Annotated in this window: 14 protein-coding genes; 3 read left to right on the top strand and 11 right to left on the bottom strand. The window is 66.8% G+C overall.

Features of this window, described 5'->3' with window-relative positions; all coding sequences use genetic code 11:
- Window positions 1-114 precede the first annotated feature (114 nt).
- Window positions 115-1,053, bottom strand: a complete 939-nt coding sequence (locus HFP48_RS21285; RefSeq protein WP_006931219.1) for a dihydrodipicolinate synthase family protein — start codon at window positions 1,051-1,053, stop codon at window positions 115-117.
- 177 nt (window positions 1,054-1,230) lie between these two features.
- Between HFP48_RS21285 and HFP48_RS21280 the strand changes: the two genes are divergently transcribed.
- The 3 genes from HFP48_RS21280 to HFP48_RS21270 all read left to right on the top strand — a co-directional run bounded on the left by HFP48_RS21280 (window position 1,231) and on the right by HFP48_RS21270 (window position 7,433).
- Window positions 1,231-2,277: a LacI family DNA-binding transcriptional regulator gene (locus HFP48_RS21280; RefSeq protein WP_168579982.1), complete on the top strand. Its 1,047-nt coding sequence runs from the start codon at window positions 1,231-1,233 to the stop codon at window positions 2,275-2,277.
- Window positions 2,278-2,830: 553 nt separating this feature from the next.
- Window positions 2,831-4,384 carry an AMP-binding protein gene (locus HFP48_RS21275; protein ID WP_006931227.1) on the top strand — a complete coding sequence of 518 codons (1,554 nt, stop codon included), beginning with the start codon at window positions 2,831-2,833 and terminating at the stop codon, window positions 4,382-4,384.
- A complete protein-coding gene (locus tag HFP48_RS21270) occupies window positions 4,320-7,433 on the top strand; it encodes a BTAD domain-containing putative transcriptional regulator (protein ID WP_348983351.1) in 3,114 nt (1,037 codons plus the stop codon). The genes HFP48_RS21275 and HFP48_RS21270 overlap by 65 nt, the downstream gene beginning before the upstream one ends.
- Here HFP48_RS21270 and HFP48_RS21265 read toward each other — a convergent pair whose 3' ends face one another.
- The 10 genes from HFP48_RS21265 to HFP48_RS21225 all read right to left on the bottom strand — a co-directional run bounded on the left by HFP48_RS21265 (window position 7,434) and on the right by HFP48_RS21225 (window position 17,284).
- Window positions 7,434-7,979: a phage tail protein gene (locus HFP48_RS21265; protein WP_168579980.1), complete on the bottom strand. Its 546-nt coding sequence runs from the start codon at window positions 7,977-7,979 to the stop codon at window positions 7,434-7,436. It abuts the gene before it with no gap.
- Window positions 7,976-9,925 (bottom strand): putative baseplate assembly protein, encoded by a 1,950-nt coding sequence (locus tag HFP48_RS21260; protein WP_168579979.1) that lies wholly within the window; start codon window positions 9,923-9,925, stop codon window positions 7,976-7,978. The genes HFP48_RS21265 and HFP48_RS21260 overlap by 4 nt, the downstream gene beginning before the upstream one ends.
- A 4-nt stretch (window positions 9,926-9,929) precedes the next feature.
- On the bottom strand, window positions 9,930-10,367 hold the full coding sequence (locus tag HFP48_RS21255) for a GPW/gp25 family protein (protein WP_050035735.1): 438 nt from the start codon (window positions 10,365-10,367) through the stop codon (window positions 9,930-9,932).
- A 3-nt stretch (window positions 10,368-10,370) separates the two neighbouring features.
- The gene (locus HFP48_RS21250; RefSeq protein ID WP_082120329.1) at window positions 10,371-10,652 is read right to left on the bottom strand and encodes a PAAR domain-containing protein; all 282 of its coding nucleotides are present in this window, start codon (window positions 10,650-10,652) and stop codon (window positions 10,371-10,373) included.
- Between the two features lie 10 nt (window positions 10,653-10,662).
- Window positions 10,663-12,474 (bottom strand): VgrG-related protein, encoded by a 1,812-nt coding sequence (locus HFP48_RS21245; RefSeq protein ID WP_168579978.1) that lies wholly within the window; start codon window positions 12,472-12,474, stop codon window positions 10,663-10,665.
- Window positions 12,471-13,265: a LysM peptidoglycan-binding domain-containing protein gene (locus tag HFP48_RS21240; protein WP_065922222.1), complete on the bottom strand. Its 795-nt coding sequence runs from the start codon at window positions 13,263-13,265 to the stop codon at window positions 12,471-12,473. Before HFP48_RS21240 ends, HFP48_RS21245 begins: the two co-directional genes overlap by 4 nt.
- A 10-nt stretch (window positions 13,266-13,275) precedes the next feature.
- Window positions 13,276-13,716: a phage tail protein gene (locus HFP48_RS21235; RefSeq protein ID WP_050035731.1), complete on the bottom strand. Its 441-nt coding sequence runs from the start codon at window positions 13,714-13,716 to the stop codon at window positions 13,276-13,278.
- Between the two features lie 2,521 nt (window positions 13,717-16,237).
- A complete protein-coding gene (locus HFP48_RS32175; protein ID WP_327204974.1) occupies window positions 16,238-16,393 on the bottom strand; it encodes a DUF6760 family protein in 156 nt (51 codons plus the stop codon).
- Entirely contained in the window at window positions 16,390-16,839 is a 450-nt protein-coding gene (locus tag HFP48_RS21230; RefSeq protein ID WP_231772565.1) for a hypothetical protein, read from the bottom strand. The genes HFP48_RS32175 and HFP48_RS21230 overlap by 4 nt, the downstream gene beginning before the upstream one ends.
- On the bottom strand, window positions 16,832-17,284 hold the full coding sequence (locus HFP48_RS21225) for a phage tail protein (RefSeq protein WP_050035730.1): 453 nt from the start codon (window positions 17,282-17,284) through the stop codon (window positions 16,832-16,834). Before HFP48_RS21225 ends, HFP48_RS21230 begins: the two co-directional genes overlap by 8 nt.

Here is a 17,284-nt window from a genome sequence, read left to right as displayed (position 1 = left end):
CCGGGCCATGTGAGCGGCGGGCCGGCCGAACCTGTGCGTCACGCACAAGCGGTGACGGCCGGGAACGCGGAATGCGGATGGTCCGTCGGATGCTGACGGGCGCAGCGATGAGGGTCAGGCGAAGGCGGCGACCGACCCGAGGCCGGCCGACTGCAGCGCGGCCGCGATCTCGGCGCCGGCGCCGGCGGCCAGCGGCAGCAGCGGAGAGCGGACGGTGGCGTGCTCGAGGATGCCGCGGGCGACGAGGCCTTCCTTCAGGGCGACGGTGCCTTCCATGTGGGAGCCGCGGTGGTAGACGTTGGCGGTCACCGGCAGCAGGCGGTCGTGGAGGGCGCGGGCGGCGGGGTAGTCCTTGGCCTTGCCGGCGGCGATGAGCTCGACCAGCGGCTCGGGAGCAAGTCCGCCGTAGCCGACGAGCAGGCCGTCGACGTCGAACACGGTGTGCAGCAGGTACTCGTCGTGGCAGCTGAGGATCTGCAGGTCCGGGTTCTCCTTGCGCAGCACCGGGATCTCGCGGTCCCAGCGGCGCATGTTGCGCACGCCGTTCTTGGTGGCGAACACTCCTTCTTGGGCGGCGATCTCGAGCTGGGTGTCCAGGTTGTACGTGGCCTTGGTGGCATCCGGGTACTGGAACAGGATCAGCGGAAGCCCCGATCCTTCGTAGATGGCCTTGTAGCGGTCCTGCGGAGCGCCGTCCTGGTAACCGAAGCGCAGCCACCCGTGAGAGGGATAGACCAGTCCGGCCGAGGCGCCGGCATCGACGGCACGCTTGGCCTCCTCCACCGAGACTGCGGTGCCCTCGCCCGTGATGCCGGCGATGATGGGCAGACGGCCGTCGACGGAGTCTTTGAACGCGGCGATGACGCGCACCTGCTCGTCCTGGGTGAGGAACGTGCCCTCGCCGGCGTGGCCCAGGACCACCAGGCCCTTGACACCGTCGACGCTGCCGAGCCACGAGCCGAGGCGCTGGATGGCGGCGTAGTCGACGTCGCCGTCACGGGTGAACGGGGTGACCGGTGCAGGGGTGAGGCCGCGGAGGTCGAGTGTGCTCATGATCGCTCTTTCCTGGAAGTATGACGCTTCTGTGCAAACGTTCCCGGGAACGTTCCCGTGAACGATTTCATCGTGCGGTACGATCGGTCTCTGTGTCAAGGGTCACTCTCGACTCGGGATGTGATCAGCCGGCCTTGGCCGGGCAGACGAGGGCCAACGCGGTAGACAGGGACGATCATGAAGACGAACGGGAACGCGGCAGAGAGCAGGCACAAGGTCGTCACGCTGCGCGAGGTGGCCGAGGCTGCCGGCGTGAGCACCTCGACGGTGAGCCGGGTGCTCGACGATCGGATTCCCCCTTCGCACTCACCGACGGCCCAACGCGTCCGCGAGGTCGCCGCCGCCCTCGGCTACCGGCGCAACACCTTCGCCTCCAGCCTGCGCCGTGGCCAGACCGCCACGATCGGTGTGCTCGTCCCCCGGCTCAGCGATACCGTTATGGCCCTGATGTACGAGGCGGTCGGGCGGGCCGCGAAGCGACTCGGCTACTTCACCATGGTTGCCACCACCGGCGACGACCCCGCCGACGAGCAGGACGCGGCGCATTCCCTCCTCGGCCGCAACGTCGACGGGCTGATCATCGCCTCGAGCCGCCGCGACGATCCGTTACCCCGCCAGCTTCGCGAGCAGAGCGTGCCCCATGCCCTCGTGTTGCGCACCGACGGCATCAGCCCGTCCTCGATCGGCGACGACGAAGCCGGCGGATACCTCGCCACCCGGCACTTGATCGACCTCGGGCACACCGACATTGCCGTGCTGTCGGGACCGTTGTTCACCTCCACCGCCGCCGGCCGCCTTGCCGGTGCACAGAAGGCCCTGCGGGAAGCCGGGATCGAGGTCGATCCGGGCTGGATCGTCGAAACGGGATTCGGCATCGAAAGTGGGGAGGAAGCCGGACGGCGGCTCTTCGCTTCCTCCGTGCGCCCAACGGCCGTCTTCGCCGCCAACGACAATCTTGCCCTGGGGGTCATGGCGGCGGCCCACCAGAGGTCGCTGGCTATAGGCGACGACGTGGCCCTGGTGGGCTACAACGACATCCCGTTGTCGCAGCGCCTCCCGGTTCCGCTGACATCGGTACGGACGCCGTTCGATCAGATCGCGGCTACCGCACTGGATTTGATGCTCGCCGCCGGCCCTGTCGGCACTCCGATCCGCCGAGCGCTGCCCACGCTGATTCCGAGACAGTCGTCCGGCCCGCACAGAAGCGCCGCATCCGCGCTCTGATCCGGACACCTGCGGCACCCGAGCGCATCGTGCGACAGAGCCGCCAGGGGGCGAGGCGACGGCAAGGCGCAGCCGCGGCGATCAGCGGAGTGGACCCGCCGCAGCAGGGTATACACCTTCGAACATTCGCCGGTGTGCTCGCCCCGACGATGCAGATGCTGCCCTGTCTTCGGGCCCGGCGGTGTGCCGCCACCCGCCCGGCGGCGTTGCAGGGCAACCGCTCGCCCCCGAAACGGGTGAGCATCAGGCGCTACCCACGCTGCGTGAGATCGACCGGGTCGCGATCGGTGAACGTTCGCCGAGGCGATGCGCGTCGGCAGCGCGGCTCAGCGCGACCCGGCAACTGCTACGCCGAGACATTCGATCTCCGGATGAGGATCTCGACGTCGGCGTAGCGAGTGGTATCCGTCGACGAGGACCATCGGGATGCGACCGGACCGCGTCCGGAATGAAACATGTTCCAATTTCGGTGTCGATGTGGTTATGGTGACGAAGGCGGCGGCCCCGTCGCGCCCAGCTGCCGTCACGCCGCCCACGACCGGAAGGACGCTCAATGACCGAGGAGTACGCCGACCTGCATCGGCCCGTGTTCACCGCGGACCTGCTCATCACCGCCCTCGAGCGCAGCGCCGAGAAGCCGGCCCTGTACCTCGGCGACGTCGTGCTCACCGGCGGGGAGATGCGCGACGAGATCAGCCGGTTCGGGCAGGCACTCGCCTCGGTCGGGGTGGGGCAGGGATCGTCGGTGGCGATGCTGTCGAAGAACCGCCCCGAGGTTCTCATCTCGATGGGCGCGACGATGGTCGCCGGCTGCCGCAACAGCGCGCTCAATCCCATGGGTTCGCTGTCGGACCACCTCTACATCGTCGACGACGCCGCCATCGAGACCCTCATCTTCGATCCGAACCACTTCGAGGAACGCGCCGCCGAACTGAGGGCACAGGTGCCGACGCTGAAGAACGTCTTCTCCCTCGGCCCGTCGGAGGTCGGCACCGACATCCTCGCCCTGGCCGCACAGTTCACTCCGCAGCGGCTCGTCGCCGCGCCGGTGGCGGCCGAGGACACGTCGAGCATCGTCTACACCGGCGGCACCACCGGCAAACCCAAGGGCGTCATGGGCTCGTTCCGCTCCGGCGCGACGCTCACCCAGATCCAGATGGCCGAATGGCAGTGGCCCGACGAGCCGCGCTTCCTGATCTGCACGCCGCTCTCGCACGCCGGCGCCGCGTTCTTCGTCCCGACGCTGCTGCGCGGCGGATCCCTCTACGTGCTGCCGTATTTCGAGCCGGGCCTGGTACTCGAGACGATCGAGAAGCACCGCATCAACGCCACCATGCTGGTGCCCACGATGATCTACCTGCTGCTCGACCACCCCGATTTCGACCGCCGCGACCTGTCCAGCCTCGAGACCCTGTTCTACGGCGCGTCGGCGATGTCCCCGGCGCGGCTGCGGGAGGGCATCGAGCGGCTGGGCCCGGTGTTCTTCCAGTTCTACGGGCAGAGCGAATGCGGCATGACCATCTCCGTGCTGCGCAAGGAGGACCACCTCGCCGACGATCCGGAACGCCTCGCCACGTGCGGGCGGCCGGTCCCGTGGCTCGACGTGCGACTGCTCGACGACGACCTGAACGAGGTGCCGCGCGGGGAGCTGGGGGAGATCTGCGTACGCGGGCCGCTGGTGATGAAGGGATACCTCGGCAAGCCCGCAGAGACCGCCGAGGCGCTGCGGGGCGGCTGGCTGCACACCGGCGACGTCGCCCGGGCCGACAAGAACGGTTTCCTCACCATCGTCGACCGCAAGAAGGACATGATCGTCACCGGCGGATTCAACGTCTTCCCCCGCGAGATCGAGGACGTCATCTCCGCGCATCCGGCGGTCGCGTCCGTCGCGGTCGTCGGCGTGCCCGACGCCAAGTGGGGTGAGGCCGTCAAGGCCTGCGTGGTGCTGCGCGACGGCCGGTCGGTCCGCGCGGAGGAGCTGATCGAGAGAGTCCGCGCCGCCAAAGGCTCTGTTCACGCCCCGAAGTCGGTGGACTTCCTCGATGCCCTGCCACTCACCCCGCTGGGCAAGCTGGACAAGAAGACTCTGCGCGCGTCGTACAGATAGGCGGAACATTCGTTTCGCGACCGAGGCAGGTTGTGCGGCGGGTAGGCACCGGCGTCGGATCCTCACGAACACGGCCGTCGAGGCTCTACTGTTCGCGGTATCCGTAAGTGTTGCGTCCCTCGGAGCTGCAATGAGTTCGGAAATTGGCCCACCGAACACTGGCGTTCGGTTTCGTTCGGGAGGATATTCGAACGGTGGGGGATTGCAGTCCGGTGCCAGGGGTGGATCCGAAATGTCAACGTCGGAAATTTTGAGGGCAAAACTTCGAGCGCCCGCTCCACGTGGGTTGCGGCGAGAAAGGTTGTTGAAACAATGCTACGACGAGTTGACCCCCGTGGTCGTCGTCGTCGGGCCGGCGGGATCGGGGAAGTCGACATTGTTGTCCCAGGTCGCCGCGTCGACTGACTCCCCGGTCGGGTGGTATCGGGTGACCGAGGACGACTCGACCGAACATACCCTCGGTAGATATCTCTGCGCTGCTGCTCGGGAAATGGGCTTTTCTCTCGAACCGGAAACGAATTCGATCGACGCTGTTCTCGGCGAATTGGACAGAATCGGCGATGTCGATGCCTTGTTGATCATCGACGATGCTCACGAGATCGCCGATAGTGGCGCCGAAACGGCACTGGGTCGTTTCGTCGCATTGCGCCCTCCTCGTCTACGCATCATCCTCGGAACGCGGCGCACTCTGGATATCAACCTACCGCGACTCGTCGTGTCGGGCGAGGCTCGCGTGATCGATCAGGACCAGTTGCGATTCCGGTCGTGGGAAGTGGAAGAGCTGTTCGCGACCTTCTACGGCGAGCCACTCTCGCCTGAGCCGGCAGCCAGACTGACGCGCCGAACAGGAGGATGGGCAGCAGGCTTGCAGCTGTTCCATCTCGCCACGTCCAAACTCGCGGACTGCGACCGGCAGCGTGCCGTCGGCCACCTCACGGGGCACTCCAGACTCGTCCGGGCGTACCTCGCCCGTAACGTTCTGGCGGAACTGCCGGCCGATCAGCGATGGTTCATGACGCACACCGCCTCGCTCGAGCTCATGACACCTGCCCTCTGCGATACTCTGCTGGGAATCAGCGACAGCGGGCGCATTCTTCAACAGTTGACCGAACGTCAGCTGTTCACCGAGTGCGATGACGTGGGTCGGGCCTTCCGGTATCACGAGGTGCTCCGGACATACCTCGAGCTCGCATTGCTGGAAGCCAACGGGGAGAGGGAAACCAAGGCGTGGTACCTACGGACAGCCCGGGTGTTGGAAGAGGCCGGCGAGCACCGACATGCCGCCCACGCCTATGCCAAGGCATCGGACTGGGCGGCGGTCTCGCGACTGGTCCGACACGCAGCCAGCTGCACCGTGCCGATAGGGAACGACGATCCCCTCATTACTTGCAGCGAGTGGCATACCGATCCGTGGCTGGCACTCGCGTTGGCGCGCTTGCGCGTGCGGGAGGGGGCCATCGCCGAAGCCGAACAAACCTATCGAGCGGCGCGCGAGTTGCTCGACGACCCGGAGTTCGTCGCACGGTGCGAATCCGAGCGGCGCGAACTGCTGGCGTGGTTGCCGGGAGCGTCGGTCGACGCGCGACTCCTGCAACACTGGCTCGGGCCCCTGCGAGCCGCATTGCGGGCCCCTACCACTGGGCACGCCGCAACCGAACCAAGAGCGCCGAAGGCGCGATTCGTGGAGGGGATGTGCGCCCTCAGCGTGGGCGACGTCGACTCGGCCAGAGAGGCAATGGTCGAGGCGCAAGCCGCGGACGAGCCGATTGCCGCGATCTCGTCACGGTTGGTGGTCACGATCGTCGATGCGCTCCGCGGAGCGATGCCAGATCCTGCGGTAGTGAACGATCTGGCGTCGAGATGCTATCGGGAGGGCCTTCTGTGGCTGGAGAGAGTTTGCCGCGGCCTGCAGGAATTGGTGCTCATGCGGGATCTTCCCGCCGAGTGGCGCGCCGACATCTGCGAGGAAATGCTGGCCGAGTGCGAGAAGGTCGACGATCACTGGGGCGCTGGGCTGCTGACATTCGGGCTCGCGCTCGTAGCGCTGCACCGACGTGACCCGACGGCGTTCGAGCGGTTCGAGGATGCGGCACGCCGCTTCGAGCGCCTGGATGCGCCGGTTCTCGTGGTGTGGAGTCGCGTCCTGGGGCTGAACCCGGCCGCCCCCGACATCGTCGCCCGGTCGAAACTGGCAGCCGCCGCCGCGCACGACGTCGGACTACACCGAGCCGAGATAATGGCCCTGTCGTATGCAACAGGCTCCGACAAGAGTCGCTCTCCCACTCTCGGAGAACTTGCGCCAATGACGGCGAATCAGACGGACCCGATCAGCGATGCGGTGCTTCCCGCGATCGGGATCTTCTGCTTCGGCGGATACCGACTGGAGGCCTTCGGACAAATCGTCGACCTCACAGGTCTCCGGCCCCAGGCACGGATACTGCTGCACCTCCTGTCGATGACCCCGGACCTCGAGTACCACCGGGAGGTCCTCGAAGACGCACTGTGGCCCGGTGCCGCGCACGAGGTGGCATGCCACCGCTTGCAGGTCGCGGTCTCGAGCGTGCGAGGACTGCTCGGTGAGTACGGGCTGACGCTGCAGCGCAGTGACGAGTCGTATCGATTGGCGGCGCCCGGGTATATCTTCTCGGACGTGGTCGAATTCGAACGCGCGTTGTCGAATGCCGCCGCCCGAACCGACCCGGAGGCGGCACGTGACCGGGTGGCATCCCTCGAATACGCGCTCACTCTCTACACCGGCGACCTGCTGCAGGAGGACGGTCCCGCGGAGTTCGTGGCCTCCGAGCGGCAACGGCTGCGCAGTGCTGCTGCGAGCGCAGCCGTGGCACTCGCCGAAGACTATGTTGCGCTCGGCGACAGCATGAACGCCGACATCGCTGCCCACCGGGCGGTGGATCTGGACCCTTACCAGGATCGGCCCTGGCGGATCATGGTCGACATCCGCGAGAAGGCCGGCGACATGAGCGCCGCCGAACGGGTACGACTCGACCATCGACGGGTGCAGGAAGAACTCGGTCTCGTCGAGAGTTGATCAAACGGCGCCTCCGGAAATCTCGACTCGGTGCGGAATATGTGCAGGCTTGACCGCCTCGACCAAGGCGTCGAATCGGCGTTCGTCGACCATCCTCGGGTCGGTGACGGTCAGGCGGACGACAAGATGGGGATGGGGACTTCCCGGTGGTGCGACACCGGCCGTCGTGGAACCCACGGTCCCTCCGGACTCCTCGATCTCGGGCTCGAGGTCGAACACGGACGCTACGGCCTCCCTGATCCCATGCACGGTTCCGAGAACCGCCATCGTCCGGACTCCTGCGGCGATGAGGTCGCGTCGGCGGGATTCGGATTCGTGGCCGTCGAAGGCGAGTCCGATCCAGCCGGCGAGCCAGCCGAGCATGTCCTCCGGCGTGGTGTGTGGGTCCAGGTAGGCACAGAACGAATCGAGGGTCGCCAGTATCGGCGCGAGGACCTCGTCGAATGCGTCGCAGAGCTGTTGTGTGCGCGCATCCTGTCGATACACCGCGGGCATTGTCTCGACGAGTGGTCGCGGGGACGACAGCGCTGCGAGGGTGCCTCTCATGCCGTCATCACCACCTGGTGGTCGTACGAGTAAACGAGCGTGTCCGCGGCCAGCGGCAGGACCGATGCGCGTTCCCCGCGACTGCCCGTGACGGGATCCGCGGGGTACAACCGGATCGACGTGCTGCTCGACATCTCGAAGCCGGGCACCGCACTGATCGCCGCCGCGATCTCACCGTCGCGCACCGCGCGGCCCAGCGGCCAGCCTCGGCCGTCCCGTCCGCCACGCACGGGGTCGAGATAGCGGTACAGGACATCGAGCAGGCCCGATTCGACCTGGGCGGCAGTGAATCCGGGTCCCGGACGCACGTTCACCACGACGACCGTCACGGCCCGATAGACCGGTGGTTCGATGATCAGACGGGTGCCCACGAGCCGGCGTTCGTCGAGATACCGCCGGATTCGCTGGACGGTGTCGTCCGGGGGTTCGAGATCGGCCAGGGCGATGTGTCCCGCATCGTCCGGACGGACGTGGGGAACCAGGAGGACCCGGACCACGCCCGCCTCGGACGCGTCGTTGGACGGAAGACAGTGCACACGCGCGGTCTCCGGCGCGACCTCGCGTGTCAACTCCTCGAAGTCGCGGGCGGTCACCGCGCGCCCGCGGGAGCGCAACAGCAACGGTCCGCGGATCTTGAGTTCCTCCAGGGTTTCCGGGGGTGCACCGCCGATCGCCGGGCCGCGATTCTCGATTCGGGAGATATAGGGCACGCTCGTCTTCAGCACCCGGATCCGTCCGGTCGCGACATTCCCTTCGGCGCCGCCGCCCGTCCGATATGCGGCCATGCGTATCGCCGACGATTTCGCCGGCACCGCACCGTACCGCCGCAGGGTCCCGTCGGCCTGACGCAGGGCGGGACCGAAGGACACCTCGCCGGTGACGGCGTCGACGTGGAACACCTTGTCCTGCGCGGTCGACTCGGCGAAGTGTTCCACGTAATGCCACCGCGACTCCTGACCGGCGTCGACGACCACCATGCTGCATCCCGGCCACCGCAGGACCGGCGTGTGCCGCACCCGAAGGTGCTGGTCGGCAGCACCGTCGGAGACCCCGAGGAACTCGTCGTGCACCACACGGGCGTGGATGACCGGAGTGGTGCCGCCGATCGTCCGGGCGGTGATCTTCCGGATGCGGGGAGGTTCGGAGTAGGTGCGTTCGCCGCTCTCGGTTTCCCGCAGCCGACAGCGGATCCACGCCCGGCGCACGCCGGCGAACACCGATTCCGTGTGCTCCGGGGGGATGTGCAGGACCACGTCGCCGGGCTTGTTCAGGCCTCCCGTCTGGTCGCGGTCGACTTCGCAGCGCTGCCAGCCGGTGGGGGTCCTGGCCTCCCAGACCCGCGGTGGTCGTCGTGGATCGACACCGATGCCGGAGACCTCGCAGTCGATCCGGAGCAGTACCGCGCAGCGCGGAACGGCGTTCGACAAGCCGATCACCAGGGAGTCCCCGGGGCGGGGGACCGGTGAGAAGCATGTGAACCCGGCCGAGCCGCGCATCTCGTTGGTGCGTTCGACCGGTTCCGAGCCGACCAGCTGGACGCCCACCCAGGCGGCGCTGCAGGGAACGATGTCGAGGCGCTCTACCGTCGAGAACACGACCGGTTCGGTGACGTCCGTGCGATCCGTCGCCACCTCGGTCTCCGCGCGCACGACGACCGTCTGCGGTTGCGGTGCGGAGAGCCAGAAGGTGACCGCTCCCTGAGCAACTCCCGGTGGTCGCTGCTCCACGCCGATCAGTTCCAGGAACTTGAGGTAGTTCCGGTCGGGGACGCGATTGAGCCGGTAGATGAGTTGATCGACCATCATCGCGAACGTCTCGATGAGCGTGATGCCGGGATCGGAAATGTTGTGGTCGCTCCATTCGGGGCATCTGTCCTGAACCAGTCGACGTGCATCATCCACCAGTTGCTGGAAGGTTCGGTCGTCGAGGTTCGGGGCGGGGAGCACGGTGTCACTTCCTCTGCGGTGGTTCGACGGCCGTGAACGACTCGACGGGTTCGTCGACGATCAGATAGAACGGGAAGACGAGATTGCGGATGTCGTTGCGCTCGCGGAGCGAGTAGGAGATGTCGATGTAGCAGGTCGTCGGTATTTCCGGATCGAACCGGACCGCCACGTCGACCACGTCGATGCGGGGCTCCCAGCGGGTGAGGGCGTCGTGGACGTCGGCCGCGATCGCGGCGGCGGTCCCGTCGTCGGCGGGTGAGAAGACGTGATCCTGTACGCGGCAGCCGAATTCGGGTCGCATCGGCCGCTCACCCGGTGTGGTTCGCAGGATCAGCTCGATCGCCTGCTCGATGTCGCGGGGCCCCGACGCCAGTGCCACCGCGCCCGCGGCGTCGAATCCGACGGGATAGTTCCAGCCGCGCCCGATGAAATCGGTGGACATGGGTCAACCTCCGATCAGGACGGTGGGCGCACCGGAGACGATCGGAGCTCCGCAGGCAGCCATGTCTCCGATCCGTGCGGCGGGCATTCCGCCGATGAAAACGGTGGCCGAGCCGGGTCCGGCGATCACCGAGGGTGGATGCGGTGGGGGAGGCGGGAAGCTGCAGATGTGCGGGGTTCCCACCGTCGCCGCCGGTTGACCGGCGATGAGGACGGTGGGGACTCCCGGAGGGCCGATGACTCCGGGGTGGCCTGTGGGATCACCGACGCGCGCGGCAGGGGGCACGACCACCTCCTCAGTTGATCTTGACGAGTGCACCGGAGACGATTGCCGGTCCGCCGGACTTGAACTCGGCGGTCGCGCTCGCGGCCACCTTCACGCTCGGGCCGTCGACCTTCACGCCGGTGGTGTCCGCCTCGACCGTTCCCCGGGCGCCCGAGATCTTGACCGAACGCTTGCCCTTCAGGACGATCTCACCCGACGTGAGCTCGATCTTCGAGTCTGCGCCGTCGATCACCACGCCCTGAGTTCCCTCGACGAGAATCCGTCCGTCACTGTGTATCTCGATCTTGGTGCCGATCTTGTCCAGCGACAGACGCAGTCGTCCGTCACCGGTCTCGGCCAGGATGCCTTCGGTCTTCCCGTCCTCGTCGAGCAGATCGATCCGGTGTCCGTTGCGGGAGACGAACGAACGACGATTGACCGCTCCCGATCCGGCGTCGACGAGATCCGGTCCCTTCGTGTCCGGTGTGTCGATTCCGTTGTGCAGCCCGGCGAGGACATAGGGTCGATTCGGGTCGTTCTGTTCGAAAGCGACGAGCACTTCGTCTCCGACCTCGGGGACGACGAGTGCGCCGCGATCCTTCCCGGCGCCCGGCTGCACGACGCGCGCCCAGTCGCTGACGTAGTCCTCGGACAACCACGGGAAGGTCAGACGGACCCGGCCGAGCTGTTCCGGGTCGCGGGCGTCGCTGACGACGGCCACGACCACTCCGTAGTCCGCCTCGCCACCGGTGCCGGACGACAGCCCGAACAGGCTGCGTTCCTCCCTGCCGGTGACGGACAGCGACGTGGTGTAGCCCCCGGCGCCGGGCACGTACCGATGGCGGGCTGCGGTCACGAGGTACTTCCCGTCGAACGGTTCACCCATGTTCGCCAGGCAGATCGGGGTGTCCGCCCGCAGTTTCGGGTTCCCACGGACGAGGGCCTCGACCTGAGCGAACGACCCGCCGATCACCTCGGCGAGAGCGGTCGCCGCCGAGTCGGCTTCGGGCTGGGTGCGGTAGGCGACGTCGGAGGCGACGTAGGTGGGGTCCCCGAAGGTCGCCGCGACCTCCGCCGGGGTGATCGTCGGCAGCACCGCGCTCTTCGTCTCCGCGGGCGCTTCGGCCACGATCGCCTGCTTCTGCGCGATGTCCCACCCCCGTACCTGAACCTTGGCGACCTGCTCGGCGGCGGTCACCACCGAACGCACCCGCAGCAGATCGGTTCCGAAGGTCAGCACGAGCGGATCCCGGCTGGAGGTGCCCTCGGCCTGCGGGGCCTCCTCGGCGGGTTTCCGGGGACCGAAGTCGAGTTTGTTCTCGCGCACGGCGACCTCGAAACCGACCCGTCGCGCGAGGCCGACGAGGAATTCCCAGTCGGTTCGGCCGCACTGGGACAAGTGATCGAAGACGGTTCCGGTGGACGTGATGTTGCCCAGTTCGATGCCGGCGTCACGTGCAACGCCGACCGCCGCGTCCGACGCCGTCGTCTGGGTGAAGGCCCGGGTGTGCCGGCCGCGGAAGAGCCGGTGGGACGCGTCGTAGCCGCGCACGGTCGTGAACGTTCCCGTACCGTCGAATTCGAGTTCGACGGCGGTGACCTCGCCTGTCACCAACGGTTCCGGAACGGCGACCGCGTCGGTGACGACGGCGATCCTCAGCTCGGAGCCGATCTTGATCTTCGATTTGGCGAGCAGGGTCCGGTCGGTGTCGCGGAAGCGCAGGGCAAACATGTCGGGCACCTGCAGGCTCGAATCCACGAATGCCGTTGCGAGCACGGCCACGAGATCGTCGGCCAGACGATCGCCGTCGACCTCGATCTCCAGTCCGGATGCCGATGTCATCGCAGCGATCCGATCTTCGTGAGCAGGTCCGTCACATTCGGCAGCACGAGCGATCGTCCGGGCGGGAGGCGCGTCGGGTCGTCGATTCCGTTGTAGGCGGCCACCGCTCGCCACATGGCTGGATCTCCGTATTCGCGATAGGCCAGCAGGTGCAGCGTGTCGCCCTCGATCACCTCGTGGACCCGGGAGTGGGTGACCGAACCCGACGACGGATTCTGCCGGCTCGTCTCGCCCGGCATCTCCTCCAGGCTCACGCTGCACACAGCGCGGATCGGTTTGCCGGACGCCGAGAAGAGGGTGTACTTCGCGCTCACCTGGGTGACGAAGGCATTGAAACTCGTGGTTCCACCCCACTTCAGCACCACCAGCGGCGGCATGGGCTTCTTGTCCTTCTCGTCGACCGGGACGCAACACGAGAAGAGCTTGTCGACGCACTTCGCGACGTCGGTGTCCTGTTTGAAGGTCGCGTCGAAGAACATCTCCAGGGTGAGCTTGCACGGCTCGGGCCCGGAGTATTCCGGTGGGCCTGCCTTCTTCGTTCCTTTGGCCGGGCTCCGGTCCCACTTCGCGGACTTGGAGATGGTGATCTCCTTGGGATTGAACTGGAACGCGATCGTCCCCAGCGAACTGCCTCGCTTGCTTCCACCCACGGCCTTCTCCGCCTTGTAGAGGAGCAACTCCGCGTGGCTCTGCGCCTCGGGTGGTGGCGACGGTTTCTTCGCGGCAGCCTTTCCGGCCTTCTTTGCCGGGGCCGTGCCGGGGGTATTGGCCAGTGCGATCGGATCGGACATTCGTCGGCCTTCACTTCGTAGGTCCCGGCAGGATGCCGTGGTGTGCGATCTCGAGGGTCTCGGTGGCGACCTTCGCGGTGTCGACGTTCAGGCTCGGTCCGGTCCATCGGACCGGCACGACGCCGCGCAACGACCAGCCGGCGATGACCGTTCCGTCCGCCGTACGAGCAGTGATGCCAGCCGTGGTGGGTTGGAGATCCTCGAGGGCCTGGCTGAGCCATTCGGTCAGTTTGCGGCTGTTCGGGCCGACCGGTCGAGTAAGTTTGACGTTGGTGAACTTCATGCGAGTGGGAAGCTGCCACACCATGGTGTTGTTGCCGCCCTCTTCGCGCTGCTCCATGACGATCTCCACCCCGAGTCCTTCGCAGCTGTTGAAGGAGCCCAGGTCCGTGCCGTCCACCTCCACCGTGAAACACACGCTCACGGCAGGGTCATCGTCCGAGGTCGGCATCAGACCCTCCTTCGGTTCAGATTCGTGGATCGGCGAGCAGACCGGCGCGTTCCCGGTCGAGCCACAGTTCCGTCTTGATGCGGGTGACGATCGGTTCGTAGAGGCGGTTGGCGAGATCGTCGATGTTCATGCCCGCTAAGGGGCCGGTCGGGGGAGCGGTACCGGCGGTCGGAGTTGCCGTGGTCGGAGGTTGTGGTTCCGTGGTCGAAGCCGGCTCGGATGGAGGGGAAGGCTCCTCCAGGCGCTGAGCGACGGGGGCTTGCCGGGACGGCTCGGCGTCGTCGTCGTCGACCTCACGTGCGACGTGGGCGAACATCTCCCGAAGCGACACCGGTCGGTCGATTCCGCCGGAGATCGGTCCCGGCGCCGGAGCTGTGATCGGCGATCCGATACCTGCGGGTTGCGAAGTTCCGGTGTGTCGTTGGGCTGTGATCGGTGGTTTCGGTGCACCGCGAAGGGTGACCATGGGTGCGGAGGGGCTTGGGTCTACGTCATGGGCCGCGTTGCGGTGGGGTGGGGGCGGGGCGCCGGGCGTCCCGGGCGGATCGGCAGGAACGGCCGCTACTCGCATGAGCAGAACCGGCTCATCCTGTGCCGCAGTGTTAGGAGGATCCGGGGCGAATTGCACCGACGTTGTCGGGTGGGGTTGCGGCGTAGCAGGAGCGGTGACGGTTTCGGATGTGGGGTTCGGCTGCAACGGGATCCGACGCGGTGGGACGAGTAGTTCTCTTCGGTCGGGAGAGCTGGAGCGGACCGCCTCCGGGTCCGTTGTCCGTGTCGGCGGTAGAGGGTGCGTCGTCACGACCGGCCGGGGCGCGACCTCGTCCGGCACCGGTGACATGTCATCTGCGATTGTCGGAGTACCGATCGGGCTCTCGGATGCCTCGATCGGATCTACTTCGTCCGTCGAAATCCGCTGCACCGGAGGGCTTGTAGGGCTGATTTCGTCGATCGGCGGTCCGGGACTTCTCGAGACGGTGGGGACGGTTCGGGCAGGTGGGAGATCGACCGCTGTTGCTCTGTTCGGAACGGGTTCGGACGTTCGCGAACGACTCGACGCTGCGATCGTGGGAGCGGCGTCGACTCGTTGGACACTCTGGGCGATCTGCAGCGGAGTTTCTTCTCCACGTGATCGATGTTCGACTCGGGCGGGGGCGGTGGTGTGACGAGCGACCACGGGGACAACCGGGGAGGGTTCACTCGCCTCGAGGATCGGTCCCGTGACGGTCGGACTCGGGTCGGGTTCCGGACCGCCTCCGTGCTCCGGAACCCAAAGAATATGGCGCTGCACTGTCGGAGGTTCCGAGACCGGGAGCGACGGTGATGTCCTCATCGGAACTTCAGCGAGCGCCGGAGTGAGCTCGGGCGGGGCGACGGACTCGTGTGTAGCGGCAGCTTCGGGGGACGGGATGATCCGTTGGACGTCTCGCTCGTCGAGGGTCGGCGGAGTGGACTTCGAACGAGGTGCACGTGGCGATTCGGGGATCGGTGTGCTCGCGGGGCGAGGTACTTCAGGCGGGGGTGTCTGCACCGACGGTAGGTCGAGTGTGGGCTGCGCCGTCTCGACCGCGGTGTCGTCGGCTCGGATGTCGAGGCGAGTGGGGCGATGGGTAGATTCGGGCGTGGCGGAATGCTCGGCCGGGGCCGGGAGCGATGGCGAACGTTCGAGGTGTGGCGTCGATGTCTCCGCCGCCGATCGTTGAACGGGAAGACGGAGTAGTTGCTCGCGCGGGGGAGGAGGCGGATCGATGCTCTGCCGTTGCACGTGCGGTGAATTGTGATGCGTGGGAAGCGCCCGCGTCGGTTGTGGTTGGGATTCGAATCGGGTTTGGGGGCGTGGGTCAGTGGATGTTCGCTGTGCGACTTCCGGCTGCGGCACCGACGGTGGATCGACGGGCTGGTCCGGCACACCCTCCGCGGGGTCCGAACTCTCGTGGCCGGCGTCGGCAGGGAGAGGCAAGATCTGCCCCACCGGAAGCTCTTCGACCGGGGGCGTCGGAACAGTAGGGAGTGCCCGTTCGTCGTCCGGTGGCGACGCAGTGACCATCTCGTCGATCTCGGTATGTGCACCGGGTACCTCGTTCGATACGGGCGACGACTCGAGGTAACGAACGGGAGCGGGCGGGGGAGCCGTGTCGGTGGGGGTGGACGGCACGGCACCGACCCTTGCTCGCTGGAGGGAGCCCGGTGGCCGGTGGTGCCGCTGTGCGACGGTGTGGGGGGGTGGACCGTCGTGCCGGGACACCGGCGTAGACGTAGGGGCCGCGGTCAGCGACAACCACGGCACACCGGCGCCGACCGTCGGGAGCGGTTCGACGAGAGCCGGCGATCGGGAGGTTGTTAGCGTTCGAGTGAATCCGTCGAACTGTGTGGTCGACTCGATCGGTTCGACCACCCGCTGCACCGGGGGCAACGACAGCCGTTCGCGAGAGGTCCGCGAGGGGAGAACGTCCGGACGTTCGGTCGGTGTCCGGGCGGGTTCGGCCGACCGGCGCTGCCACGGCCATCGGATGGTCATCGCTCACCTCCTCGCGGATTCCGGCGCCAAGTTCCGGCTCAAGCGCACATACCGTTGCCGATCTGCGTGTTCGAGGTCGAGGATCGTGTCGAACGACCAATGCAGGTGATAGGCGATGTACGCGACCTCGGCGTGCAGACGTTCGGTCCCGTACGTCATGATTCCCCCAGGCGGCCCCCGGCGATGTCGACGGCGAAGTCGCATCCGCACTCCGGACAGGTGACGCCCGCCCGGGTGTGCCCGTCCTGATTGATCCGCCGATACAGATCCTGGAGGAAGGCGAGGTCGGACGCGAACATGTTCTCCACGACTCCGGCGTGCACGTCCTCGATGCCGCCGAGCCGGGACACGACCCGACTGATCAGCACCACCGTCAGATACGACGGATCCTCCCGCACCCGGTCGTCGCGTTGGGAGACGAGTTCGTCGCGGGCCGTCGCGAGGCGCATGACACCGTCGCGGTGGACGGTGCCTGCCGAATCGATGTAGCCACGGGGCAACAGGAAACCGAATTCCGTGCGCAGCGCTTCTCGGGTACCCGAAGTTTCTGCCGAACGGTCCGGCTCGTGCTCCACTGTCAGGGTGGAGGTGCTGGTTCTACGCACCGTCCACCTCGACGCGTTCGAAGGTCAGTACCAGTTTCTCCGTCATGACGCTGGTGTCGCCTGCCTTCATCGAGCTGACCTCGAGGCTCTTCGGCCAGGCATTGGTGAGTGTGTATCGCTTGACGGGCTGTCCTTCGTAGTCGTACACCACGATGGCGCCCCCCTTGCGAACGTCCTTCATCTTTCCCAGCTGAGAGTCCTTGATCCACTTGTCGAATCCGTGGTCCTCGGTGAGCGGCCGGGTGAGAGTGACCTCACCGGCCTTCCAACGTCCGGGAAGCTTCTTGACGAGGTACTTTCCGTCCTTCGCTTCGTTGGACTTGTACTCGATGACGTCCTGTTCCATTTTCAGGCCGGTCACCTCGGTGATGGCCTTGATCTGAAGCCCGTCGAACTCGAGTCCGAACGAGTGGCCTACCGAGCTGTCGAATTCCGGTAGAGGCAT

The sequence above is a fragment of the Rhodococcus sp. DMU1 genome (assembly GCF_012272955.1).
GTDB lineage: Bacteria > Actinomycetota > Actinomycetes > Mycobacteriales > Mycobacteriaceae > Rhodococcus > Rhodococcus aetherivorans.
This window is presented reverse-complemented; position numbering and strand designations above follow the sequence as displayed.